The sequence below is a fragment of the Larkinella punicea genome, assembly GCF_003334855.1.
In the GTDB taxonomy this organism is placed as follows: domain Bacteria; phylum Bacteroidota; class Bacteroidia; order Cytophagales; family Spirosomataceae; genus Larkinella; species Larkinella punicea.
On record NZ_QOWE01000003.1, the window covers coordinates 135,417 to 158,833 of the forward strand.

At 51.9% G+C, this 23,417-nt stretch carries 21 protein-coding genes; 9 read left to right on the forward strand and 12 right to left on the reverse strand.

The window, feature by feature from the left end; translation table 11 throughout:
• Positions 1-34: 34 nt before the first annotated feature.
• The 4 genes from DUE52_RS04145 to DUE52_RS04160 form a co-directional block, all read right to left on the reverse strand.
• Positions 35-2,221: an outer membrane protein assembly factor BamB family protein gene (locus DUE52_RS04145; RefSeq protein WP_114404710.1), complete on the reverse strand. Its 2,187-nt coding sequence runs from the start codon at positions 2,219-2,221 to the stop codon at positions 35-37.
• Positions 2,222-2,281: 60 nt separating this feature from the next.
• Positions 2,282-2,563, reverse strand: a complete 282-nt coding sequence (locus tag DUE52_RS04150) for a hypothetical protein (protein WP_114404711.1) — start codon at positions 2,561-2,563, stop codon at positions 2,282-2,284.
• A gap of 51 nt (positions 2,564-2,614) precedes the next feature.
• Positions 2,615-3,196, reverse strand: coding sequence for a dihydrofolate reductase family protein (locus DUE52_RS04155; protein WP_165840859.1), 582 nt, complete (start codon positions 3,194-3,196; stop codon positions 2,615-2,617).
• 103 nt (positions 3,197-3,299) lie between these two features.
• Positions 3,300-3,731 (reverse strand): VOC family protein, encoded by a 432-nt coding sequence (locus DUE52_RS04160; protein WP_114404713.1) that lies wholly within the window; start codon positions 3,729-3,731, stop codon positions 3,300-3,302.
• Between the two features lie 138 nt (positions 3,732-3,869).
• Between DUE52_RS04160 and DUE52_RS04165 the strand changes: the two genes are divergently transcribed.
• The 7 genes from DUE52_RS04165 to DUE52_RS04195 all read left to right on the forward strand — a co-directional run bounded on the left by DUE52_RS04165 (position 3,870) and on the right by DUE52_RS04195 (position 13,825).
• Entirely contained in the window at positions 3,870-4,850 is a 981-nt protein-coding gene (locus DUE52_RS04165; RefSeq protein ID WP_114404714.1) for a GlxA family transcriptional regulator, read from the forward strand.
• A 125-nt stretch (positions 4,851-4,975) separates the two neighbouring features.
• The gene (pyrG, locus tag DUE52_RS04170) at positions 4,976-6,640 is read left to right on the forward strand and encodes a CTP synthase (protein ID WP_114404715.1); all 1,665 of its coding nucleotides are present in this window, start codon (positions 4,976-4,978) and stop codon (positions 6,638-6,640) included.
• 126 nt (positions 6,641-6,766) lie between these two features.
• Positions 6,767-8,605: a membrane protein insertase YidC gene (yidC, locus tag DUE52_RS04175; RefSeq protein WP_114404716.1), complete on the forward strand. Its 1,839-nt coding sequence runs from the start codon at positions 6,767-6,769 to the stop codon at positions 8,603-8,605.
• 94 nt (positions 8,606-8,699) lie between these two features.
• Positions 8,700-10,424, forward strand: coding sequence for an ABC transporter substrate-binding protein (locus DUE52_RS04180; protein ID WP_114404717.1), 1,725 nt, complete (start codon positions 8,700-8,702; stop codon positions 10,422-10,424).
• Between the two features lie 97 nt (positions 10,425-10,521).
• Positions 10,522-11,805 (forward strand): glutamate-1-semialdehyde 2,1-aminomutase, encoded by a 1,284-nt coding sequence (hemL, locus tag DUE52_RS04185; RefSeq protein WP_114404718.1) that lies wholly within the window; start codon positions 10,522-10,524, stop codon positions 11,803-11,805.
• Between the two features lie 9 nt (positions 11,806-11,814).
• A complete protein-coding gene (locus DUE52_RS04190) occupies positions 11,815-12,822 on the forward strand; it encodes a glycosyltransferase family 2 protein (RefSeq protein ID WP_114404719.1) in 1,008 nt (335 codons plus the stop codon).
• A 16-nt stretch (positions 12,823-12,838) separates the two neighbouring features.
• Positions 12,839-13,825, forward strand: a complete 987-nt coding sequence (locus tag DUE52_RS04195) for an NAD-dependent epimerase/dehydratase family protein (RefSeq protein ID WP_114404720.1) — start codon at positions 12,839-12,841, stop codon at positions 13,823-13,825.
• 4 nt (positions 13,826-13,829) lie between these two features.
• Here DUE52_RS04195 and DUE52_RS04200 read toward each other — a convergent pair whose 3' ends face one another.
• Positions 13,830-14,594 (reverse strand): methyltransferase domain-containing protein, encoded by a 765-nt coding sequence (locus DUE52_RS04200; protein ID WP_114404924.1) that lies wholly within the window; start codon positions 14,592-14,594, stop codon positions 13,830-13,832.
• A 148-nt stretch (positions 14,595-14,742) separates the two neighbouring features.
• On the opposite strand from DUE52_RS04200, the gene DUE52_RS04205 reads away from it, so the two are divergent.
• Positions 14,743-15,081 (forward strand): hypothetical protein, encoded by a 339-nt coding sequence (locus tag DUE52_RS04205; RefSeq protein WP_171062771.1) that lies wholly within the window; start codon positions 14,743-14,745, stop codon positions 15,079-15,081.
• 69 nt (positions 15,082-15,150) lie between these two features.
• Here DUE52_RS04205 and DUE52_RS32305 read toward each other — a convergent pair whose 3' ends face one another.
• Positions 15,151-15,315: a hypothetical protein gene (locus tag DUE52_RS32305; RefSeq protein ID WP_165840860.1), complete on the reverse strand. Its 165-nt coding sequence runs from the start codon at positions 15,313-15,315 to the stop codon at positions 15,151-15,153.
• A gap of 165 nt (positions 15,316-15,480) precedes the next feature.
• Here DUE52_RS32305 and hisS point away from each other — a divergent pair, with 165 nt between their 5' ends.
• Complete coding sequence (hisS, locus tag DUE52_RS04210; RefSeq protein WP_114404722.1) at positions 15,481-16,857, forward strand: histidine--tRNA ligase; 1,377 nt, start codon at positions 15,481-15,483, stop codon at positions 16,855-16,857.
• A 111-nt stretch (positions 16,858-16,968) separates the two neighbouring features.
• Here hisS and DUE52_RS04215 read toward each other — a convergent pair whose 3' ends face one another.
• The 6 genes from DUE52_RS04215 to DUE52_RS04240 all read right to left on the reverse strand — a co-directional run bounded on the left by DUE52_RS04215 (position 16,969) and on the right by DUE52_RS04240 (position 23,394).
• Entirely contained in the window at positions 16,969-17,730 is a 762-nt protein-coding gene (locus DUE52_RS04215) for a PorT family protein (RefSeq protein ID WP_229312059.1), read from the reverse strand.
• A 79-nt stretch (positions 17,731-17,809) separates the two neighbouring features.
• Positions 17,810-19,480, reverse strand: a complete 1,671-nt coding sequence (pgi, locus tag DUE52_RS04220) for a glucose-6-phosphate isomerase (RefSeq protein ID WP_114404723.1) — start codon at positions 19,478-19,480, stop codon at positions 17,810-17,812.
• 11 nt (positions 19,481-19,491) lie between these two features.
• A complete protein-coding gene (locus DUE52_RS04225) occupies positions 19,492-20,277 on the reverse strand; it encodes a glycoside hydrolase family 25 protein (RefSeq protein ID WP_170315682.1) in 786 nt (261 codons plus the stop codon).
• A 204-nt stretch (positions 20,278-20,481) separates the two neighbouring features.
• Entirely contained in the window at positions 20,482-21,117 is a 636-nt protein-coding gene (locus DUE52_RS04230; protein ID WP_114404724.1) for a peroxiredoxin, read from the reverse strand.
• 137 nt (positions 21,118-21,254) lie between these two features.
• Entirely contained in the window at positions 21,255-21,908 is a 654-nt protein-coding gene (locus tag DUE52_RS04235; RefSeq protein ID WP_486284516.1) for a response regulator transcription factor, read from the reverse strand.
• Complete coding sequence (locus DUE52_RS04240; protein WP_229312060.1) at positions 21,880-23,394, reverse strand: sensor histidine kinase; 1,515 nt, start codon at positions 23,392-23,394, stop codon at positions 21,880-21,882. Before DUE52_RS04240 ends, DUE52_RS04235 begins: the two co-directional genes overlap by 29 nt.
• Between the last annotated feature and the right edge of the window lie 23 nt (positions 23,395-23,417).

The following is a 23,417-nucleotide window of genomic DNA, read 5'->3' on the forward strand; positions in this document are numbered from 1 at the left end:
GTATAATCATAACTTTCAGAAGGTTAAGGCTCGCTCATTTGGGTAATGCAAACGCCAGAATGGAACCGGCAGGATTTTCTTTGCTTCCCCCAACCGAGAGTGCGACAAATTGTCGGTTGCCACTGAAATACGTACAGGAGGTTGCGTTGGCAACACCCGGAAGCGAGGTTTCCCACAGCAGTTTGCCCGTCGATTTGTCGAAGGCTTTCAGCTTCTGATCCCGGGTTCCGCTGATAAAAACCAGCCCACCGGCGGTGACGATGGGACCGGCGGAGCCTTCCAGTCCGGTTTCGGGCGCGCCTTTTTCCTGTAATTCCGGATGATTTCCCAGCGGGATCTGCCAGACGTAATCGCCGGTGTTCAGATTAATGGCGTTGAGTGTTCCCCAGGGCGGTTTGATGGCCGGATGTCCGTTTGGATCCCGGAAATGGCCGTAGGCCGTCAGATTCAGGTATTTATTGGCACCCGCCAGGGTCTGACCGGTTTCCATTTTGGTGGCTTTACCGGAGTTCTTTTCCCGGTCGAACAGGAAAGCAAGGATGCTCTGTTCCTTCCCTTTGACCACGCTGGCAAACCCCGGCATTTTGCCGCCACCCTGTTTGATTTTAGCCAGCGCGGCCTCGCGTGTCATTCGGTTTCGGAGGCCGATCAGCGATGGATAGGTGGGTTCGTCGCCATTTTTGTCTTTTCCGTGGCAGCTCACGCAATACGTCATGTAAAGCGTTTTGCCCTGGGCAAAAACCGTCTGGTCTTTGGCTTCTTTTTCAAGATCGACTTTTTGCATCGACTGAATTTCCGGCGAATCGTTCGACTTGACGTACAACACGCTCGTGGCCGGGTCATAGGCTGCACCACCCCATTCGGCACCGCCCCGGGTTCCGGGCAGCATCAAGGTGCCTTTCAGGTCCGGTGGGGTGAAGAGCCCTTCGTAGCGCATCGACCGGAATTTTTTAACGATGGAATCATGCCCCGCTGTCGAATACCGGGTTAAATCCGCTTCCGTCATGTGTTGTCGGGCAAACGGTTTGGGTTTCAGCGGAAAAGGCTGCGTGGGCCAGGCTTCTTCGCCAGGGAGGTGAGAAACCGGTACTTTCCGTTCTTCAATGGGAAATAACGGTTCCCCGGTTTCCCGGTTGAAAACGAACACAAAACCGTGTTTGGTCACCTGCGCTACGGCGTCTATTTTTCGGGGCCGACCGTCGGGGCCATCGCGTTCCACCGTGACCAGATTGGGCGGGGCGGGCAGGTCGTAATCCCACAGATCGTGGTGGACGGTTTGGAAATGCCAGCGGTATTGGCCGGTTTTGGCATCGAGGGCCACCACACTGTTCCCGTACAGATTTTTGCCTTTTCGGTCGGCACCGTAAAAGTCATAGGAAGGGGAGCCCAGGGCCAGAAACACCATGCCGCGCCGGGTGTCGACGCTCATGCCCGCCCAGTCGTTGACGCCACCAGCGTATTTATAGGCATCTTTCGGCCAGGTTTCGTAGCCGGGTTCGCCGGGTAGCGGAATGGTATGAAACGTCCATTCGAGTTTTCCGTTCCGGATGTTGTAGGCCCGGATGTAGCCGGGTTGCGCCCCGTACAACTCCGACACTTCGGCTCCCATGATCAGCAAATCCTGGTAGACGATTCCGGGCGATGTTGGTATGACCGAGATGGTTTCGGGGGCATCCCGCAACCCGACGTTCATGCTCACCTGCCCGTTTTTTCCGAAGCCCGAAACCGGTTTTCCCGTGCGGGCATCCAGCGCGAACAGCACATCGCCACCCGTTACCAGAATCCGTTTGTCCGCGCCATCTTCCCAATACGTAACGCCCCGGCTGACGCCCCCGCCAAGCCCGCCATCGAACGGATCGAAAGACCACAATTGCTTGCCGGTGGCGGCATCAACGGCATAAACCCGGTGCCGGGCCGACGTGGCGTATAAAACACCGTCAATAATGATGGGGTTGCACTCACTGCTTCCGGGCCGCGCGCCGACTTGGGCGTCGTTCGGGTTAAACGTCCAGGCGAGTTGCAACTGGCTGACGTTGTGGACCGTAATCTGATCCAGTTCGGAATAACTTGTGCTTTCGGCGTCGGCTTTGTAGAGGCTCCAGGTACGGTTTTTATCGTCGTTCGACTGATAACCCGCCAAGAACAGGAAGGCCGACAAGGCAAGAAAAAAGCCCAGTTTCAGACCGAGCCGGTTTTTTAAAAAGAGAGCGAGGTGGCGCATGGAGAGGCTGCGATGAGTTACGGCTTCGTACCATACCCATAAACAAAATGGCACCCCATTTTACTCGTACGTTTTGGTACGAAGCGTGTCCCGAACTAAAAAATCCGGTTGGATAAGAGGAACATCATCCGGCAAAACCTCCGCTGAAAACCCGAAATCCTGCACCAGTGAAATGACGAAACACGGTTCGACCAGACCCGTTGACGAGTGGATGCGCAAAATCCTGTCGCAATCTTCCAGGTCAAAATTGGCGGTATACTGCGTGAACGTTTGATGGATGAGATCAAGAAGCCGGTTGGCATGCCGGGTGTCCCGCACATTGGTTTTAAAAACTTCTACCATAACACCTGCGGATGGAATCACACTGAAGGGAGCAATAATCCTGCTGAATGCCTACCAGGCCGGTTCAGAATGGTAACAAAGAACCACAATGCCGACGTTGCTTACGGTGGTTTTTACCAGTCTCAGCGTCATTCGGTCGGCCATTTCCTGCCAGATCGGCAGGCCGGTTTTCAGGGCGACAGGATTAATAAAAAGATGATATTCGTCAATCAGATTGTGTTTAACAAAAGCCGAAACGATGCTGGCTCCTCCGTAAATGATCAGGTCTTTGCCCGGCTGGGTTTTCAACTCGGCCACTTCTTCGACAGGGCTTTTTCGCGTCAGCCTGGCGTTTTTCCATTCAACCGTTGACAGCGTTGTTGAAAAAACCACTTTTTCGATCTCGTTCATTTGATGAGCAAAGGCCAGATCATCCGGATTGGCATCGGGGTTGGTAGCGGCATTGGGCCAGTAGTTCGCCATGCCCTCGTAGGTCACGCGCCCAATCAGCATCGTATCGGCGGAGTTGGCGAGATCGGCAGCATACTGATTCAGTACCGTATCCCAATTCCAGACCATCCAATCCTGTTCGCCTGTTGGTCCGGCCACAAAACCATCGAGGGTCATTTGCATCTGTAATTTTACCTTTCTCATCTTTCCGTCGGTCGTCTTGAATACGTGGAACAAAGTCCGGCTTAAAACCGGACTCTGCTGGTTTTTAAAAAGAGGAAGGTTGTTGTTACTGTTCAGAAACCGTTCAGGCGGCCGGTTTTTCATCAAAACTTACCATCCATTGGATGCCAAAAGGATCGGTTAGCATACCAAAATAGTCCCCCCAGAATTCTTTTTTCATCGGTAGCACGGCGACCCCGCCGGCCGAAAGTTTGCTATAGAGTGTGTCAGCTTCATCTTTGCTTTCGGCGTTGATTGAAATATGGAAATTGCTTCCCATGCTTACGATATGCCCCATTGATTCCAGGGCATCGGTTGCCATCAGGAGTGTTCCGGGTCCGAGCTGTAACGCAATGTGCATGATTTTTTCGGCCTCCGTAGCCGATAGTTTTTTGCCTTCGGGTGTATCTTTAAAACGTTGGAGAGCTATAAATTCACCCCCAAATACCGACTTGTAAAAAGTGAACGCTTCTTCGGTGTTGCCGTTAAAATTCAGATATGGATTAAAAGTTGCCATCGTTGGAGGGGTTAGATTCGTGCGGTTTTCCTGCCTTGCGTATAGTACAAACGTACGGGAATGATTTGAGATCGGCAGGGGGTAAACGCGGCAATAAAAGGGGTTGATTACGACAATCCCTTTCCTTATTTTTGACGCATGAAGCATATATCGATTTTAGTCCCCAAAGGGGCTATTTTAGGTAGCCTGGAGGGCACCCGCCAGTTGTTTACCCAGGTCAATCAGTTTTTTGCCGCCAAGGGCCAACCGCCTTTGTTCCGGGTGCAACTGGTCGGTCTGACGAAGGAAACGCCCCTGAGTGGCGGTGCTTTTACGGCCCATGCGGATGCCGTTCTGGCCGACGTGCAGAGGACAGATTTGATCGTTATTCCGGCGCTGGATGGCGATCTGCGGCTGGCGATCGAAAAAAACCGGGAGTTCATTCCCTGGATTACCGACCAGTACCGGGGCGGTTCGGAAGTAGCCAGCCTGTGTCTGGGCGCCTTTTTGCTGGCATCCACCGGTTTGCTGAAAGGACGCCAGTGTGCAACACACTGGCTGGCGACGAACGATTTCCGGCAGTTGTTTCCCGACGTGAACCTGGTCACCGAGCGGATCATTACCGACGAACTGGGCATCTATTCGAGCGGGGGCGCGTTTTCGTACCTGAATCTGATTTTGTACCTCATCGAAAAATACGCGGGTCGCGACATTGCGGTGCTGTCGGCCAAAGTCTTTGCCATTGAGATCGACCGGGAAACCCAGTCGCCGTTCACGATTTTTCAGGGGCAGAAAGAACACGAAGACGAGCCGGTGAAGAAAGCCCAGGAGTTTATCGAGAAGAATTTTCAGGACAAAATCACGATCGATCAACTGGCCGACATGCACGCCCTGGGCCGGCGAAATCTGGAACGGCGGTTTAAGAAAGCCACTTCCAATACCGTCGCCGAATACATCCAGCGGGTGAAAATCGAAGCGGCCAAGAAAAACCTGGAAATCAGCCAGAAAAACATCAATGAAATCATGTACGACGTGGGCTATTCCGACACCAAAGCCTTCCGGACGATCTTTAAAAAAATTACCGGCCTGTCGCCCATCGAGTACCGCAATAAATACAACAAAGTTGCCGCCGTTGCCTGAGCGCACCACGGGCTGACCCTCAATCGATTACTACCTGTTCATAACTTTTCCACCCGCTTACCCACCTTTTCTCCGTAACTTTCCGTACCTTTACATCCCGTAACAACCACATTTCGTTTTCAGACATGGCTTCATCCGGTCAGAAAACCGCTAAGTACATTTTCGTTACGGGCGGTGTAACTTCTTCGTTAGGCAAGGGCATTATTGCCTCTTCGCTTGCAAAATTGCTTCAGTCTCGCGGCCTGTCGGTCACGATTCAAAAGTTTGATCCTTATATCAATATTGACCCCGGTACGCTCAATCCATACGAGCACGGCGAATGCTACGTCACCGACGACGGCGCGGAAACCGATCTCGATCTGGGCCACTACGAACGTTTTCTGAACATTCGTACGTCACGCGCCAACAACATCACCACGGGCCGAATCTACAACAACGTCATCACCCGCGAACGCAAGGGCGATTTCCTCGGTCGGACGGTACAGGTCGTGCCGCACATTACCGACGAAATCAAACGCAACATCCGGCTGCTGGGTGAAACCGGCGAGTACGACATCATCATTACCGAAATCGGTGGGTGTGTGGGCGACATCGAATCGCTGCCGTTTGTGGAGGCTGTCCGGCAGTTGAAGTTTGAACTGGGCGAAAAAGATACGCTTGTCATTCACCTGACGCTGATTCCGTACCTGGCCTCGGCGGGTGAGCTGAAAACCAAACCGACCCAGCACTCCGTTCGGATGCTGCTCGAAAATGGCGTTCAGCCCGACATCATCGTCTGCCGCACCGAACACCCGCTTCCGCCCGACATTCGCCGGAAAATTGCGCTGTTCTGTAACGTTCAAGTCAATTCGGTGATCGAAGCCATCGACGCCGAAACGATTTATGACGTTCCGCTGCTGATGCGGAAAGAAAAGCTCGACCAGCGGGCCTTGTATATGCTTGACCTGTATAACGATCAGGACGCCGACCTCGATAGCTGGAAGGAGTTTCTGGGGCACCTCAAAAATCCGACTGATTCGGTTACGATCGGTTTGGTCGGCAAGTATGTCGAGCTTCGGGACGCCTACAAATCCATCGCCGAGTCGTTTATTCACGCCGGTGCCAAGAACGAATGCAAGGTCAATATCGAATGGATTCAGTCCGAAACCCTGGGCGATTTCGATCAGGTCTCGGACCGCCTTCGGGATCTCGACGGTATTCTGGTAGCCCCCGGTTTTGGCGAACGCGGCATCGAAGGCAAGATCAACGCCATCCGCTTCGCCCGTGAAAATGGGATCCCGTTTTTAGGCATTTGCCTCGGTATGCAGTGTGCCTGCATCGAGTTTGCGCGCAACGTTCTGGGGTGGCCGGACGCCCATTCGTCGGAAATGAACCCAAATGCATCGCACCGGGTTATCGACATGATGGAGAGCCAGAAAAAGGTGACCAACAAGGGCGGTACGATGCGGCTGGGCGCTTATCCCTGCAAAATCAAGAAAGATTCGCTGGCCTCCCAGATTTACGGAAAGTCGCCGATCAGCGAACGGCACCGCCACCGGTACGAATTTAACAATGAATTTATCAGCCAGTTTGAGAAAGCCGGGCTGGTGCCAACCGGAATCAACCCGGAAACCGGACTGGTCGAAATTGTGGAGCTGAAAAACCATCCGTGGTTCGTTGGCGTGCAATTTCACCCCGAATTGAGAAGCACCGTCATGGACCCGCATCCGTTGTTCGTGCATTTCGTGCGGGCGTCGATGACCCACTCTCAGGAGAAACGCCTGGTCGAGACCACGGCGAGTGTTGGTTAAGCCTTTGCTTCTCCGTACTTTTGCGGACTACTAGAATTTGAGTGAGGTTTAGAGCGTAACCCGGGCCGCCGATGCAGCTTGAAGCGCTCGGGTTACGCTTTAAACCTTATGCTTTAAACAAAAAAAATGGATCGTAATCAAATTATTGGTATTGTATTGATTCTGGGGATGTTGCTGGGGTACCAGTTGTTAATGCCAAAGCCCGCTCCGGACACAAAACCCCAACAGGAAACCGCCACCACTGCCCCCACGCCGGAAGCCGCCAAGAAGGCGGAGCAACCCCTCGACTCGGCAGCCTCCCGGATGATGTACGGCGATTTTGCAGCCGCAGCAACGGGTCAGAGCCAGGATATAGTCGTCGAAAACCCCGATATCCGGGTTACTTTTAGCACCCAGGGAGGACGCGTTAAAGAAGTTCTTCTGAAAAATTACAAAACGTACGACCAGAAACCGCTGGTGCTGCTCAATGAAGAAAGCAGCGAAATGGTGCTGGAACTGCCCACCAACCGGGGGAAAGTCAACATCGAAAAATTGTATTTCGAAACGGCCACGCCACCCCGGACAACCGTTCAGGGAAACGCCCAAACCATATCGTTTAAACTCGCCCTGTCGCCCACCGAATCCGTTGAACAGACCTACACCATTCCGGCGAAAGGCTTCGTGGTCGACTACGATCTGAAGCTGAATGGCCTGGATAGGCTATTGACCAACAACGATATCCGATTCCTGTGGCAGGATAAAATGCGGCAGTTTGAAAACGATATGGCCGAAAACCGCAAATCGGCAACCATCAATTATTTGTCGGCTGACGAAAATTTCGATGGTCTGTCGGAAGGAGCCGCCAACCAGGAAGCGACGCTGGAAGAGCCGGTGCAATGGTTTACCATCAAGCACAAGTATTTTCTGGCCGGTTTTATTTCGGAGAGCAGTCCCTTCAAAAAGCCGGTTTTCAAAACGATTGTGAACGAAGCGGATTCCAGTACGGTCAAAACCGCCATCGCCGACGTGCTGATTCCCATCGCCGATGTGAAGGCTGGCAAAGGCAATTACCGCTTCTATTTTGGCCCAAACGATTACCAGTTGCTTGAAGAAGTTGCCCCCGAATTCGACCGGAACGTGTATCTGGGTTATGCCATTCTGAAACCGGTGAACAAGTACTTTTTTGTGCCGGTGTTTAGCTTTCTGGAGAAATTCATTTCCAACTACGGTTTGCTGATCATCGCGCTGGTGGTGTTCGTGAAACTGCTGCTGACGCCGTTGACGTACCGTTCGTACGTTAGCATGGCGAAAATGCGGGTCTTAGGCCCCGAAGTGAACGCGATTCGCGAGAAGGTGGGCGACGACATGGCCAAGCAACAGCAGGAAACCATGAAGCTGTATCAGCAGGTGGGCGTAAGTCCGCTGAGTGGCTGTATTCCGGTTCTGGCCACGATGCCGGTTTTGATGGCGTTGTTCTTCCTGTTTCCGAACCTGATCGAACTGCGGCAAAAAGGCTTCCTGTGGTCGGACGATTTGTCGACCTACGATTCGTTCATCAAATTCCCGTTCACGATTCCGTTCATGGGCTCGCACCTGAGTCTGTTTACGATCTTCATGACGGCGTCGAGTTTGGCCTACGCCTACTATAACAACCAGATGACGCCCGCCCAGCCGAACAGCCCGATCAACATGAAAGCGATGAGCTACGTGTTTCCGCTGATGTTCATGTTTGTTCTGAATTCGTTCCCGGCTGGTCTGACTTTCTATTACTTTGTTTCGAACGTCGTGACGATTGCCCAGCAATTGCTGATTCGCAAGTTTGTCGACGAAGACAAGATCAAGGCGGTGCTGGAAGAAAACCGGAAGAAGTTTGCGAAGGGCGATGTCAAAAAATCGAAGTTTCAGGATTTGCTGCAACGCTCGCTTCAACAGGCCGAAGAAGCTAAAAAGCAGGCTGAAGAGGCCAAAAAACGACCGAAAAAATAAAAAAGATGATTCACTAATCCGTCTTCTTTCTAACAAAACCAACACGTCTGTGTTGGTTTTGTTAGTTTTGTGCCACGCTTCTTAATCCAGCCCCATGAACAGGTTCTTTGCTTTTCATACCGGTTTCAGGTCACTCAGCCTCTGTGTCCTTCTATGGACGACCGCACAGGCGGCTATGTCCCAAACCGATCACGTTGAACGACGCTACCAGTATGCGGTACGCTTCATTCAGCAGAAGGACTATGTGAAGGCCAAAGCCGAACTCAGGCCGCTGACCGAGATCCGGACCAGTGGCATTGCGCCCTACGCGCACTATTACCACGCGCTGGCCGATTTTAATTTGAAGCGGTTTTCGGAAAGTCGGCTGATGTTGAAACAGTTGATCGACCGGTTTCCGGATTGGAAAAAGATGGACGATGCCTATTACCTACTGGGGGCGGCTTTTTTTGAAAACGGGCAATACGAAGAAGGCATCGAAAACCTGAGCCGCATCGGCGATCCGGCCCTCAAACCGGATGTCAGCAAGCTGCAAACCTATTATTTCAGCCAGATCAACGATTTGAACCGGTTGAAACTGATGCAGAAAGAATTTCCGAACAACCGCGAGCTGGCGCTGGCCCTGATCGATCAGATTCAGCGGACATCAACGGCCCCGGCCGACCTCGAACTGTCGGATCGGCTAACCAACCGGTTTGGTGTGCCGGGTGTTTCGCGACCTGTTACGACCGAAGCGTCATCCAGTACGGCGACGGTTGCCAGACCGGAGAAAAACCGCAACAAAGGCTATTACAACGTAGCTGTGTTGTTTCCGTTTCGGTTGAACGACATCAATCCGGAGGAACGCGCCCGTTCGAACCAATACGCGCTGGATTTGTACAATGGCATGCGGCTGGCGAAAACGAAATTGCAGTCGGAAGGCATTACGGTGAATCTGTTTGCCTACGATGTGGATAATGATGGCACCAAAATGACGACGCTGGTCAACAATCCGGGGTTCATTCAAAACGATTTGCTGATCGGCCCGCTCTATGCCGAACCCAACCGGATTGCCACGGAATTTGCCAATCAGAACAACGTTTTGCTCGTTAATCCGATTTCAACCAGCAGCGAACTGGTCGTCAATCAACCCCTGGCTTTTCTGGCAAACGCGTCGCTAAACCAGCAGGCGCTGAAAACCGTGGCTTTTGCCCGAACCTTGTCGATGGTGAAAAAAGCGGCTATTTATTACGGGAACACCCGGAAAGACTCGACGCTGGCGGCACTGTACCAGAACGAACTGAAACGAATTGGGTATACCGTGCAGGATTTTCGGAAAGTAGGCAGCAGTGATCTGGAAGCCATTCGGCTGTCGGAAACGAACAAACCCGGCCACATTTTTCTGGTGAGCAGCGACGAAAGCACGGGGGCCAAATTACTCCGGTTGCTCACACAACGGAAAGTAGAAGTACCGGTGATTGCTACTTCGTCCGCTTTCAATTTTGACAAGGATCCCCTGTCGACTTTTTCAAAAAGCGATTTGTACCTGGTATATCCCGAGTTTGTCGATCCGGAACGCCCCGGTTCAGACGAATTTGAGGAGTTGTACCTGGATCAGCGCAATATGATTCCGTCGATGTACGCATACCAGGGGTACGATATGCTGCTGTTTTTTGGCCGGATGCTGGCCCGAACCCGCGGACAGATTACAAACCGGTCGCAACTCAAAGCCACCCCCGAAGAAGGCTACCTGCTTTCCGGCTACGATTACACCGCCAGCAACGATAACCAGGTCGTCCCCATCGTAAAATACGACGGAACACGGTTTACACTAATCAAATAATTTTGAATGAGTGAATGATAGAATGAGTGAATAAAAACTAAGCAACCTTCCTTTTTTATTCACTCATTCTATCATTCACTCATTCACTCATTGAAAAATGACAAAAAGCGAGCAACTCTTCGAGAAAGCAAAAACATTGATTCCGGGCGGGGTGAATTCTCCGGTTCGGGCGTTCCGGGCCGTAGGTGGAAACCCGGTGTTTATTAAATCCGCAAAAGGACCTTATCTTTTTGATGAGGACGGAAACCGGTACATCGAGCTGATCAATTCCTGGGGGCCGATGGTATTGGGCCATGCGTTTGAGCCGGTGGAAGAAGCCGTTCGGGAAGCGATTCAGCACTCGTTTTCGTTCGGCGCACCCACCCGCAAGGAAGTGGAAATGGCCGAATTGATCACCGAAATGGTGCCGTCGGTCGAGATGGTGCGGATGGTCAACTCCGGCACCGAAGCCACCATGGCGGCTATCCGGGTGGCGCGCGGGTTTACCGGTCGTGATAAACTGATCAAATTTGAAGGCTGTTACCACGGCCACGCCGATTCGTTCCTGATTGCGGCTGGCAGTGGTGCCATCACGATGGGAACGCCCGACAGTCCTGGTGTCACCAAGGCAACGGCATTGGATACGCTGACGGCCCCATTCAACGATCTGTATGCCGTAGAACGCTTGATCGACGCCAACGCCAATCAAATTGCCGCCATCATCCTGGAACCCGTTGTGGGCAACATGGGCTGTGTTTTGCCTGAACCCGGTTTCCTGCAAGGCTTACGGGATTTGTGCGATAAAAATGATATTCTGCTGATTTTTGACGAAGTCATGACCGGTTTCCGGCTGGCCAAAGGGGGCGCGCAGGAGCGGTTTGGCATCCGGCCCGATCTCACCACAATGGGGAAAATCATCGGGGGCGGTATGCCTGTGGGAGCTTATGGCGGACGGCGCGACATCATGAGCATCGTTTCACCCGCCGGGCCGGTGTATCAGGCCGGCACCTTGTCCGGAAATCCGATTGCCATGTCGGCCGGGCTGGCGATGTTGCGGCATTTGAACGGACATCCGGAAGTCTACACGCGGCTGGAAGAACTGGGAACGCGGCTGACCGACGGCATTCGCGCCAGCATGGTCAAACTGGGGCTGGATTTTACGATCAATCACCTTAGCTCCATGTACACGCTGTTCATGACGGAGCGGCCGGTTTCTAATTTCGTCGATGCCAAAACCAGCGATTTGCCGTTGTTTGGGCGGTATTTCCAGGCGATGCTGAAGCGGGGTGTTTACCTGGCTCCCTCGCAGTTTGAGAGCCTGTTCCTCTCGGTGGCCCTGACGGACGAGTTGATCGATCAGGTGATCTGGGCGAATGAAGAGGCATTGAAGGAAGTTATTTAATCCCATTCGATGCGTTTTTCCGTCATCATTCCCGTTTACAATCGCCCGGACGAACTGCGCGAACTGCTCGAAAGCCTGAGCCGTCAAACCCGTGTTCCTGACGAAATCGTGGTAGTGGAAGACGGTTCCGTAACCCGGGCCGATGCGGTGGTCGAGTCATTCAAAAACCACCTGGACATTCACTATTATTTCAAGCCCAACGGCGGGCAGGGGTTCGCCCGAAACCACGGATTTGAGCGGTCGACGGGCGATTATTTTGTGATTTTTGATTCCGATGCGCTGGTACCTCCGCATTATTTTGCCGCCGTCGAACAGCGGTTGCAAACCGATTGGCTCGATGCGTACGGCGGTCCCGACGCAGCGCATCCCAGTTTTACGCCCATTCAAAAGGCGATTAGTTATTCCATGACCTCGCCATTTACGACCGGCGGCATTCGGGGCAGCAAGAAGAACCTGGGCGGCAAGTTTCATCCGCGCAGTTTCAACATGGGTTTTTCGCGGCTGGTCTACGAGAAAATCGGTGGCTATAAAATCAGCCGGATGGGGGAGGACATTGAATTTGCTATTCGGATTATTGAGAATGACTTCAAAACCGGTCTGCTTCCAGAAGCGTTTATTTATCACAAACGCCGGACGAATTTCGGTCAATTTTACCGACAACTCCGGTTTTTTGGCCGCGCCCGCATCAACATTGCCCGGTTTTTTCCGTCGGAACTCCGGCTGGTGCACACCTTTCCCGCCTTGTTTACACTATTCGTCTTCTCGGTGCCGGTCTGGTATTTCATCCACCCGGTTCTGTTCGGTCTGGCCATAGCGGTTCTGCTTCTGTTCTCCATTTTAATTTTCACTGACGCCGTCCGAAAAGAGAAGAGTCTAAAAGTGGGTTTTTTAAGCATTGGGGCGGCTTTCGTGCAGCTCATTGGTTACGGCGTCGGTTTTTTGAGCGAAGGCTGGAAACGACTCCGAGAACCCAAAGGCCACCAGGAAACCGGTGCCAATATGGAATATCCATCGTAATTCCTATTTTTGGCCTATGAAAGTCTTAGTTACCGGAAGCGCGGGACATCTGGGCGAGGCACTGGTGCGCACGTTCCAGCGTTTGGGAGATGAAGTCGTCAGTATCGACATTCTAAACTCTCCATTTACTTCGCACGTCGGCTCAATTACCGACCGTTCGTTTGTTCAAGGTTGTCTTGAGGACGTAAAGGCGGTTTTTCATACGGCAACTCTCCACAAACCGCACGTCGCGACCCACAGCCTGCAGGATTTCATTGACACCAACATCACTGGTACGCTCAATCTGCTGCAGGAGTCGGTGGCCGCTGGTGTGGAGCGTTTTGTGTTCACCAGCACCACCAGTGTTTTTGGCGATGCACTGGTGCCACCCGCCGGAGAACCCGCAGCCTGGATTACGGAGGAGGTGACGCCCGTTCCCAAAAACATTTACGGCGTTACAAAGACAGCCGCTGAAAATCTTTGTCAGCTTTTTTACCGAAATCAGCGGTTGCCCTGTATCGTTCTGCGGACCTCCCGGTTTTTTCTCGAAATTGATGACAACAAGGGCGTGCGGGATGCCTATGAAGACGACAATGTAAAAGCCAACGAATATCTCTTTCGGCGCGTGGATCTGGAAGATGTGGTGAGTGCGCACCTGCTGGCGGCCGAACGGGCACCGGCCCTCGGTTTTGGTACCTACATCATCAGCGCAACGACACCTTTTTTGCCGGATGACACAGTTACTTTACGCTCTGCTGCCCCTCAAGTAGTTGGACGATTGGTTCCGGACTATGAAGCAGAATACGGGCGCCGGGGCTGGTGGATGTTCCCCGAAATTGACCGGGTGTACGTGAACGAAAAAGCCCGGACAGAACTGGGTTGGCAACCGAAGTATGATTTTAGGTATTTGATTGAACGCCTGAAAGCGGGGGAAGACCTGAGAAGCCCACTGGCCCGGCAGGTTGGCTCGAAGAAATACCACCCGAAAACCTTTTCCGAAGGGCCTTATCCAGTCGAATGCTAACGACTTACTTTTTGCAGAGATAAATCACTTCCCCGGCGGGCAGCGAAAACCGCTTTACTTCTTCTTTGGGGAGTTCGAACACGAAGCGATCTTCCACGACGGTAAAACCGCCTTTGGCCAGCCGTTGGGCATAATCGCGGCCAAAAAGTCGGACGTGGTCGCTTTGCCAGAAAAGCCGCTCCCGTTCTTTCGGGTCGGTGATGGTGGCGTCTTCGAAGGTGGTTTCGCGGGTATAGTCGATCGGTGACTGAATGATGGCCCAGCCGCCCGGTTTCAGCACCCGATACAGCTCACTACTGGCTTTGGCGTCATCCTCGACGTGTTCCATGACATGGTTACAAAAGGCGACATCGAAGGTATTGTCCGGAAATGGAATCTGGTGGATGTCCATTTTTATTTTCGCCAGCGGGGATTCGATGTCGGCGGTGATGTAATCCAGATTCGGCAGTTTCTCGAACCGGTCGATAAAGCAATGCTCGGGTGCCACGTGCAGAACCTTGAGGGGATCGCGGTAGAAATTGGTTTTTCGTTGCAGGTAAAGGTTCATCAGCCGGTGGCGTTCCAGCGCTAAGCAATTCGGACACAGGGCGTTCGGGCGCGGGATGTTCCGGCCGTAGGGCATAAACTCCCGAAAGTGTTTGCTGCAAACCGTACACTCGACGTTGTTACCCCGGTAGAAAACCATCATCACCTTCATGGCGTAATGGCTGACCCGCTGCAAAACCGGGCGCGGTACGGTTTTTAAGATAAAGCTGATGAGATGTTTCATACCACGGAAAAACACCGCCGGAACACGGATGTTATCGATGAACCCCAACCGGCGATGGGGCCGAATACGCAATAATTAACAGATTTACAGATAAAATGAGATTTAGTCTGTTAAATTAGAGCTTTGATCACTTGTAGTTTTACTTACGATGGCTGTTGCTCCCTCTAAACCGCCCGGTCGGCGACTCATCAAGCGGATGAGTACCCGCACCAAATGGCTTCTGCTGGCTCCTTTCAGTCTGATTCTGATTGGCTATGGCTTGTGCGTTTTCAGCGAAGCCGCCAACCTGAAACATACCGGCGAGTCCTTCAGCCGGTGGTTTTTGCTGGGAACCTATAGTCTGGTGGTTATCAACGCCGGGCTTTCTCTGTTTGGTCAGGCCATTATTTTCCGGATGCAGATCGAAAACCGTCGAACCATTCGCCGGTACCTGAAAAAGATGCTGCGGGAACGGCTTAAAAAAGAAAACCCCGTCCGTCGAGCGTGACGAGGCAATCGAATGATCCTCCGTTTTCAGAAAACAGTGCGATACTACCCACTGAAAACCGCTTTTCACTTACGCTGCGGCCTGGCTTTTCTTTTCGGCAAAAGACGCCTTGATGGCTTCTACATCAACGTTTTTCACGTCCGGGCGACGCAATAATTGTTTGATGCGCGCAATTTTGTTGTTAGCCCGGGCTTTATTTTTTTGGTCTTTGCGTTTCAGTGCTGTTACTCCCATGATTGTATGTAATTAGTCCGTTTAATCCAAATTGTCCGCAAAATTAGCGGAAATAACGCAGAAAATCAATTTTTTATTGGTACTAATCTGACTCGATGCCGGGGTAGGCGCAGGTTCCTGCAAACACCCTGCTGAAAACTCCGTCCGGCTTGCTATTTTTGCAACATGCAAAAACCGAGTTTACCCCGCGGCACGCGCGATTTTGGGCCGGAACAGATGAGCAAACGGCTTTTTCTGCTGGAAACCATCCGGCAAACGTTCCGGCGATACGGCTTTCAGCCCATTGAAACCCCCACCCTCGAAAACCTGTCGGTTCTGATGGGAAAATACGGCGAAGAAGGCGATCAGTTGCTGTTTAAAGTGCTCAATTCCGGTGATTTCGCCAAGGATTTGACCGAAACCGACTGGCAGGAAAACGCCCGCAAATTAACCCTGAAAATTTCGGAAAAGGGCCTTCGCTATGACCTGACGGTTCCGTTCGCCCGCTACGTGGTGATGAACCGCCACGCGCTGACGATGCCGTTCAAGCGGTACCAGATTCAGCCGGTCTGGCGCGCTGATCGTCCCCAGAAAGGGCGCTATCGGGAGTTTGTACAGTGCGATGCCGATGTGGTCGGTACGGATTCGTTGTTGTGCGAAGCCGAAATCGTGTTGATGCTGCACGAAAGCCTGCGCAATCTGGGCATTCAGGATTTTACCGTAAAAATCAACAACCGCAAGATTCTGACCGGCATTGCCGAGGTGGTGGGAGCCGCCGGGCAGGAGGGACTGCTTGCCATTGCCATCGATAAACTGGATAAAATCGGGAAAGAAAAAGTCGTTGAGGAATTGAAACAACGCGGTTTTTCCGATGAATCGATTGATAAACTGGAACCGATGTTTCAGTTTCCGGACCAGGCGCAGGCGGCTTTCGATCAGTTGAAAAGCTGGCTGGCACCTTCGGAGGTGGGGCTGAAAGGTGTTGCAGAACTCGAAGAAGTCTGGCAGTTGATCGCTCAGTATGGGTTGAACGACGCCCGGATGCAACTGGATGTGACGCTGGCGCGGGGCTTGTCCTATTATACCGGCGCCATTTTCGAAGTGAAAGCGAATGGCGTGCAGATCGGGAGCATCAGCGGGGGCGGCCGTTACGACAACCTCACCGGTGCATTCGGTATGCCCGGTTTGTCGGGCGTTGGTATTTCGCTGGGCGTCGATCGGATTTATGACGTGATGGAAGAACTGAACCTGTTTCCGGATACCGGTTTGCAATCGACGCAGGTACTGGTGGTTCACCTTGATACCGAAGGTCGTTCGCTTGGCTTGCCATTACTGAGTCAATTGCGGGCGCAGAACATCCCGGCGGAAGCGTATCCCGATTCGGCCAAAGTGAAAAAGCAACTGGATTATGCGAACGCAAAAAGCATTCCGTACGTCGTTCTGATCGGTTCCGAGGAACTGCAAACCGGGTTGTTGGGATTGAAAAACATGGTGACCGGTCAGCAGGAGAAGCTGACGGCCGACGAAATTGTAGCGCGTTTGAAAGACGAGGTCAGTAAGTAGCGAGTCCATATAACTAAACCGCTGACAGGGCCTTTGGCCGCTGTCAGGGTTATTCAAACGGCGTCCCGACTCAAAGTCGGGACGCCGTTTGAATAGTGGACAGTCTGCGGATTAAAACTTGAAGCCGACGTTGACACCCAGTGCCCGACGCTGCGAATTGTTGAATCCGCTGATGGCGTCCGAGAAACCGTGGTGATAGACGAGGTCGATCAGGACCGGACCCATGTCGAAGCCCAGATTGACCAGACCCTGAAAAGCTCCGCTTTTGATCTCATTTTCGTCAATGTTGACCGTATTATTGCTGCTCAACCGGTTGGCATATTCAGCACCGACTGCTAGCCGAACGGCCGAAATGCCACGGTCCGACTGGGCCAGTTTTACACCGACGTAAGCCGGAATCTGCAACCATTTGGTGTTGATACGACCTGAAATGTCCTGGATCGTTGACCCGTCACCTGGCGTAAAGTAGTTCGAACTGGAAGCAAAATATTCGACACCCAATTGACCGTAAATCCGGCCGCCACCACGAACGAAACCGCCGATTTGGTAGCCCAGACGGCCTGAAGGATTGTCGCCGTCCACATCTTCACCCCGGTACCGGGTCGAGTTGGCACCCACATAAATACCACCGGTAAATGCCTTATATGGCCTGTCGGCTTTCACCCGGCTTTGACGGCTGCCGTAGTCAGCGGTAGTGGTTGTTGAGGAATACGAGCTGGTCGTAGCTGGAGTCGACGAATAGGTCGAGCTGTTTGTTGGAGCGACTGTGGTCGCGGAGTTACTGGTAGTGTCTGAAGAAATGTTATTCTGAGCATAAGCGCTCCACGTTCCCAAAAGGCACACCGCAAGCAGAATACTGTTGCGTTTCATCATGATAAAAGTTGTTGAAATGGTAAAAAAATAAGGTGTATGCATTGCATACACCTTATCAACAACGGTATTCTTGGATTGTTTAAAGTTGTCGCCATTCTTTGTAATAATTGATCAGGCCGTTGGTCGAACTGTCGTGCGACGAAACCGGCTGGTTGTCGGCCAGTTCGGGCAGGATGCGATTGGCCAGTTGTTTACCCAGTTCGACGCCCCACTGGTCAAAGCTGAAGATGTTCCAGATGATGCCCTGGGTAAAAATTTTGTGTTCGTACATCGCAATCAGGCTACCGAGTGTCCTTGGTGTGATTTTCTTCACCAGAATCGAATTGGTAGGGCGGTTTCCCGAAAACACCTTGAAGGGCATCAGTAAGGCAACTTCCTCTTCTTTTTTTCCGGCTTTCACCAGTTCCCCCACCACTTCTTCCCCGGATTTGCCATTCATCAGGGCTTCGGTTTGGGCGAAGAAGTTGGACAACAGCATGTTGTGGTGCTCGCCCAGCGGACGCTGGCTGATGGCCGGGGCAATGAAATCGCAGGGAATCAGCTTGGTGCCCTGGTGAATCAGTTGGTAGAACGCGTGTTGCCCGTTGGTGCCGGGTTCGCCCCAGATCACCGGCCCGGTCTGGTAGGCCGTCGGCTCGCCGTTGCGGTCGACGGATTTGCCGTTGCTTTCCATATCGCCCTGCTGGAAATAAGCCGCAAACCGGTGCATGTATTGGTCGTAGGGCAGAATGGCGTGCGATTCGGCTCCGAAAAAGTTGTTGTACCAGATGCCCAGCAAGGCCAGCGTCACCGGGATATTTTCTTCGATGGGGGTATTCTTGAAATGCTGATCCATCGCATGGCCTCCTTCGAGTAGTTCGGCAAAGTTGTCGAAACCGATGTAGCAGGCAATTGACAAACCGATGGCCGACCAGAGGGAATAGCGGCCACCGACCCAGTCCCAGAACCCGAACATGTTTTCGGGATCGATGCCGAATTTTTCGACCTCGGTTTTATTGGTCGAAATGGCCACGAAGTGTTTTGCCACCGCCGTTTCGTCATTGGCGTGGCTCAGAAACCAGTCGCGGGCCGAATGTGCATTGGCCATCGTCTCCTGCGTCGTGAAGGTTTTCGACGCAATCATGAACAGCGTGGTTTCCGGATCGAGTTTTTGCAGGGTTTCGTAGATGTGAACACCATCGACGTTCGACACGAAATAAACCTGCAACTGCGGTTTTCCGTCTTTTTGAACCGCATACGGTTTCAGGGCTTCGGTGACCATCACCGGCCCCAGATCCGAACCGCCAATGCCGATGTTGACGATTTGCGTGATCGGTTTGCCGGTATAGCCTTTCCAGTCGCCCGAGCTGATGCGATGCGAAAAAGTCTCCATTTTGTCCAGAACCGCGTTTACATCCGGCATCACATCGTTTCCATCGACCAGCACCGGCGTGTTGGAACGATTCCGCAGGGCGACGTGCAGCACGGAACGGTTTTCGGTAACGTTGATAGCGTCGCCGGAAAACATTTTTTCAATGGCTTCGTAGAGACCCGCCTGCCCCGCCAGTTGACGCAGCAGTTGCATGGTTTCAGTGGTAATCCGGTTTTTGGAGAAATCGACCAGAATGTCTTCAAACCGCAGTGAAAAATCAGTAAATCGACTGGGGTTCTCCGCAAATAAATCCCGCAGGTGTTGTCCCTTTAATTGCTCGAAATGGTTCTGGAGTTCCTGATAAGCAGGGAGTTGAAGAAAAGAATGGGTCGGTAACATGGTAAATGGGTTCAAAGAGAAATTTCGTTCAATCGGTCCGGTTCGCAGACAAAGACGTTAAAATCGACTTTCCCGCGGATGCCATCCACGGAGCCTTTTTCATTGTGTTGCCAAATGTACAACCGCTCCGCTTTAAAATGTCGGGGATGGTCAGAAGAATAATCGGCGATCCAAAGCGGATAGTCGTCAAAATTACCGGCAATGTAGAGCAAATAAAAGTGCCGGTTGACATAAATAATCGGTTTGGTGCCGTAATGGTCTTCCACCAGCCGCAGCCAGACCCGGATGTCCGCAATAAGCCGATCGGCCGGAACGGTTCCTTTGGCATTCCGTTCAAAGTCCAGCACGGGGGCAAAGTCGCCGGGTTTGAGCGTTACGGTTTTGATAAAATTCTGAGCCTGTTTTACGGGATCGCGCTTCGGGTGGAAGAAGTGGTAGGCACCCCGTTTCAGGCCTGCTTTTCGGGCTTCCTGCCAGTTGTGTTTGAATCGCCGGTCGACGAGCGATGCGCCTTCGGTGGCTTTGACAAAGACAAATTGCAGGCCAACCCCCCGGGCCTGCATCTGCGAAACCCGCTGCCAGTTGATGCGGTTGTTGTGGTGAGAAACATCAATGCCATGAATCGTATACTTCAACGGCATTCGAATCCCGTATCCGTTTACAAACTCCCATTGCAATTCATTGACTTTCTTCAGCGAACGGTTCCACCATAGCCCAACCAGAACCAACGAAAGCACCAGAAACGGCCAGACCAGTACTTTCCTCTTCCTATAGATAAATAGAATAATCCGGCTCATGCTGAGCAAAAATAAGTAGAAAAGGGGGGCGGGTGTCGGTTTCGGGGAGAAACGTTTTGGGTAACCCGGTTGGATTAATCAATAAAAAGAATGTTAAATAATAAATGATGAATGTTAAATGTAAAAGTGTCTTATCATCCATCACTTTTACATTTAACATTCATCATTTATTATTTAACATTCTCTTCAAATCCAGTTCTGTTTTTACTTATTCGGCTGCGGGGTGGTTCGCAGATACGGTTTGACAATGGTAACGCCTTTCGGGAATTTCTTGATGGCATCTTCCGTGCTAACCGCCGGAACCACAATCACATCCTGGCCTTCCGTCCAGTCGGCGGGCGTGGCCACCTGGTAGTTAGCGGTTAATTGCAATGAATCGATGACCCGCAGAATTTCCGTGAAGTTCCGACCCGTTGAAGCCGGATAGGTCAGCGTGAGTTTTATTTTTTTGTCAGGACCGATGATGAACACCGACCGAACCGTTGCTTTTTCGCTGGCGTTCGGGTGAATCATGTCGTATAACTCGGCCACCTGGCGGTCTTTATCGGCAATGAGCGGAAAATCGACCGTGGTGTTTTGGGTTTCATTGATGTCCTTCACCCATTCCGTATGCGAGTCAAGGGCATCAACACTGACCGCAATGACTTTCACGCCACGCTTCGCAAACTCATCTTTCAGTTGGGCCGTACGGCCCAGTTCGGTCGTACAAACCGGCGTGAAGTCGGCGGGGTGCGAAAAGATCATGCCCCAGGAATTTCCCAGCCATTCGTGAAAATTGATCGTACCCTCGGTGGTCTCTGCCGTAAAATCCGGGGCAATGTCACCTAATCGGAGTGCCATAATAAAAGAGGTTTGGTTACTACTATAGTTGTACTATAGTGTTGGTTACACAAATGTAAAACAGATTATCAACGGTGCATATCTCTGAACGACAAAGACCGCAATTTGATAACACTACCTTTGCATAAAATGGTTTTTCAAATCAATTTTTCTTCGACGGCCATTTTCACCAGTTCGGCGGCATTCTTCACCTGAAGGCGACGCATCATGTTGGCGCGGTGGTTGTCGACGGTTCGGACCGAAAGCTGGAGTTTTTCGGCAATTTCACGGCTGCTCATGCCATCGACCAAAAACTGCAGGATTTCTTTCTCCTTTTTTGAAAGCTTGGAACGCCGGATTTTGCTGCTTCGTTCCGTCTTTTTCAACTGGTGCATGTAGCCATTGAGAATAATGGTGGCTACGGGCGAACTGAAATACTTTTCTCCACTGGCAATGGTTCGCAGTGCTTTCATCATCTCATCGCTCGAAGAGTCTTTCAGAATGTAGCCAAAGGCCCCGGCTTCCACCGAGCGAAGAATGTAATCTTCGTTGTTGTGCATCGACAACATCAGCGTCTTGATGTTTTTATACAGACGCGAAATGATCTGTGTCGTCTGAATCCCCGACATGCCCGGCAGTGAGATGTCCATCAAAACCACATCCGGTTGCTGGGTTTTCAGTTTTTCAAGGGCTTCCTCACCATCGCCGGCTTCGTCGACAATTAAAAATTCATCGTTTTGTTCCAGCAGAGAGCGTATTCCGTTTCGGACGATAGAGTGGTCATCAACCAGCATCAACTTGAGTGTACTCATATTCCTGGTGTGCGAGTTTAAAGGGTATACTGACTTGAACTTTTGTGCCTTTATCGGGCGCAGATGATATTTTAAATTTCCCGTTGATCAGGGCCGCCCGTTCATTCATGTTGTGAATGCCCTGCGAAGGCCGCTTGCTGTCTTCCTTCCGACTGCGGTGGATGCGGAACCCTTTACCGTCGTCGTTGACAATCAGGTGCAAATAATTGTCTTTTTCGAACAGATCGATCGTGATCTGGTGCGGGTCGGCATGGCGAAGGGCATTACTGACCGCTTCCTGCGCAATGCGGTAGACACCAATCTCAACGCTCTTATCTAAACGCGTATTTGACAGATTAGTATGAAAAATTATATCGATAGTGCTGTCTTTGTCGTGTGTGTCGGCCAGCATCTTCACGGCCGGAACCAGCCCGAAGTCGCTTAAAACCGTCGGCATCAGGTTGTTCGACACGTTTCGGGTCTCCTGAATGGTCTGTGAAATCAGGTTTTTCAGAACCGTTAAATTTTTGGTTCCTTTGGCCTCGCCACTCAAACTTTTCTCAAAACTTTCGACCTGTAGCTTGATCGCCGTCAGCATTTGTCCGATGCCATCGTGCAACTCGCGCGAGAGCCGTTTGCGCTCTTCTTCCTGTCCGGCAACCAGGTAGGAAGTTCGCAATTTCTGCTCGTCCATCTGCTGCTGATACTGCTGGCGGGTGGCGTCGAAGAGTTGCTGGCGGGTTTCTTTCAGGGCGCGGTTTAGCGAGAGGAGTTTGCGGTTGGTGGTGGCGGTTCGGGTTTCGGCTTCGACCAACTGGCCAATAATGCCCTCGAATTTGTTTACGGCGGGTCGCAGAATGAACCAACCCGCAAACACCAGGGCCAGCAGAATAAAGAGGTAAATGACAAAACCGATGAGTCGGGTATCTTCCACATTCGCCAGCGTTTCGCGGGTATATTGCTGAACGACCTCATCCATTTTGTCTAAAAAGGGTTTTTCGTTCGCGAGCAAAGCGGTTAAATCGGCTTCGGCGATGAATTTTCCGGGGTCGGCAGCACGATCGGCCTGCAGGATGAGTTGCTGCATACTGTCCCGAAAACCCGCATAGTACGGTTTCAGGGATTGGTACCGAATTTTAACGCTGTCACTGTTCTGAAGCAATACCGGATTCCCGGGTACGGTGCCCTGTTCAATGTGCAGTTGATTCGTCTGAAACTGCGCGAACAGTTTCTTGATCTCGGAAAGGGTACGCTGGAAATTGGGTAACTCGGACGGGCGGGTCAGTTGGAGAACCTGGCTGACAAGTCGCTGGCTCTGATGGCGTTGCGCGGAAGCCATTCGTATGACCAATACCCGTTCGGATTCGCGCCGGGTTTGAAACTGGCTCACGATTTCAGCAGCCGTTAACAGCATGGCTATGAACACCAGTGTTGTTAAGAACAGGCGGTTGAAATGGCGGGCCGAAGGCTGAGAGGTCTGGGATATAACGTTAACTACTTCCGACACGGTTTTATGAGGCAACCACGTTG

Coding starts and splice junctions, on each gene's coding strand:
- DUE52_RS04195 (WP_114404720.1), top strand. CDS start 12,839: ATGAAAGTCTTAGTTACCGGAAGCGCGGGACATCTGGGCGAGGCACTG.
- yidC (WP_114404716.1), top strand. CDS start 6,767: ATGGATCGTAATCAAATTATTGGTATTGTATTGATTCTGGGGATGTTG.
- DUE52_RS04235 (WP_486284516.1), bottom strand. CDS start 21,908: ATGAGTACACTCAAGTTGATGCTGGTTGATGACCACTCTATCGTCCGA.
- hemL (WP_114404718.1), top strand. CDS start 10,522: ATGACAAAAAGCGAGCAACTCTTCGAGAAAGCAAAAACATTGATTCCG.
- DUE52_RS04150 (WP_114404711.1), bottom strand. CDS start 2,563: ATGGTAGAAGTTTTTAAAACCAATGTGCGGGACACCCGGCATGCCAAC.
- DUE52_RS04165 (WP_114404714.1), top strand. CDS start 3,870: ATGAAGCATATATCGATTTTAGTCCCCAAAGGGGCTATTTTAGGTAGC.
- DUE52_RS32305 (WP_165840860.1), bottom strand. CDS start 15,315: ATGGGAGTAACAGCACTGAAACGCAAAGACCAAAAAAATAAAGCCCGG.
- DUE52_RS04145 (WP_114404710.1), bottom strand. CDS start 2,221: ATGCGCCACCTCGCTCTCTTTTTAAAAAACCGGCTCGGTCTGAAACTG.
- DUE52_RS04190 (WP_114404719.1), top strand. CDS start 11,815: ATGCGTTTTTCCGTCATCATTCCCGTTTACAATCGCCCGGACGAACTG.
- DUE52_RS04205 (WP_171062771.1), top strand. CDS start 14,743: ATGGCTGTTGCTCCCTCTAAACCGCCCGGTCGGCGACTCATCAAGCGG.
- DUE52_RS04225 (WP_170315682.1), bottom strand. CDS start 20,277: ATGAGCCGGATTATTCTATTTATCTATAGGAAGAGGAAAGTACTGGTC.
- DUE52_RS04180 (WP_114404717.1), top strand. CDS start 8,700: ATGAACAGGTTCTTTGCTTTTCATACCGGTTTCAGGTCACTCAGCCTC.
- pyrG (WP_114404715.1), top strand. CDS start 4,976: ATGGCTTCATCCGGTCAGAAAACCGCTAAGTACATTTTCGTTACGGGC.
- DUE52_RS04215 (WP_229312059.1), bottom strand. CDS start 17,730: ATGATGAAACGCAACAGTATTCTGCTTGCGGTGTGCCTTTTGGGAACG.
- DUE52_RS04155 (WP_165840859.1), bottom strand. CDS start 3,196: ATGAGAAAGGTAAAATTACAGATGCAAATGACCCTCGATGGTTTTGTG.
- hisS (WP_114404722.1), top strand. CDS start 15,481: ATGCAAAAACCGAGTTTACCCCGCGGCACGCGCGATTTTGGGCCGGAA.
- DUE52_RS04200 (WP_114404924.1), bottom strand. CDS start 14,594: ATGAAACATCTCATCAGCTTTATCTTAAAAACCGTACCGCGCCCGGTT.
- DUE52_RS04160 (WP_114404713.1), bottom strand. CDS start 3,731: ATGGCAACTTTTAATCCATATCTGAATTTTAACGGCAACACCGAAGAA.
- DUE52_RS04230 (WP_114404724.1), bottom strand. CDS start 21,117: ATGGCACTCCGATTAGGTGACATTGCCCCGGATTTTACGGCAGAGACC.
- pgi (WP_114404723.1), bottom strand. CDS start 19,480: ATGTTACCGACCCATTCTTTTCTTCAACTCCCTGCTTATCAGGAACTC.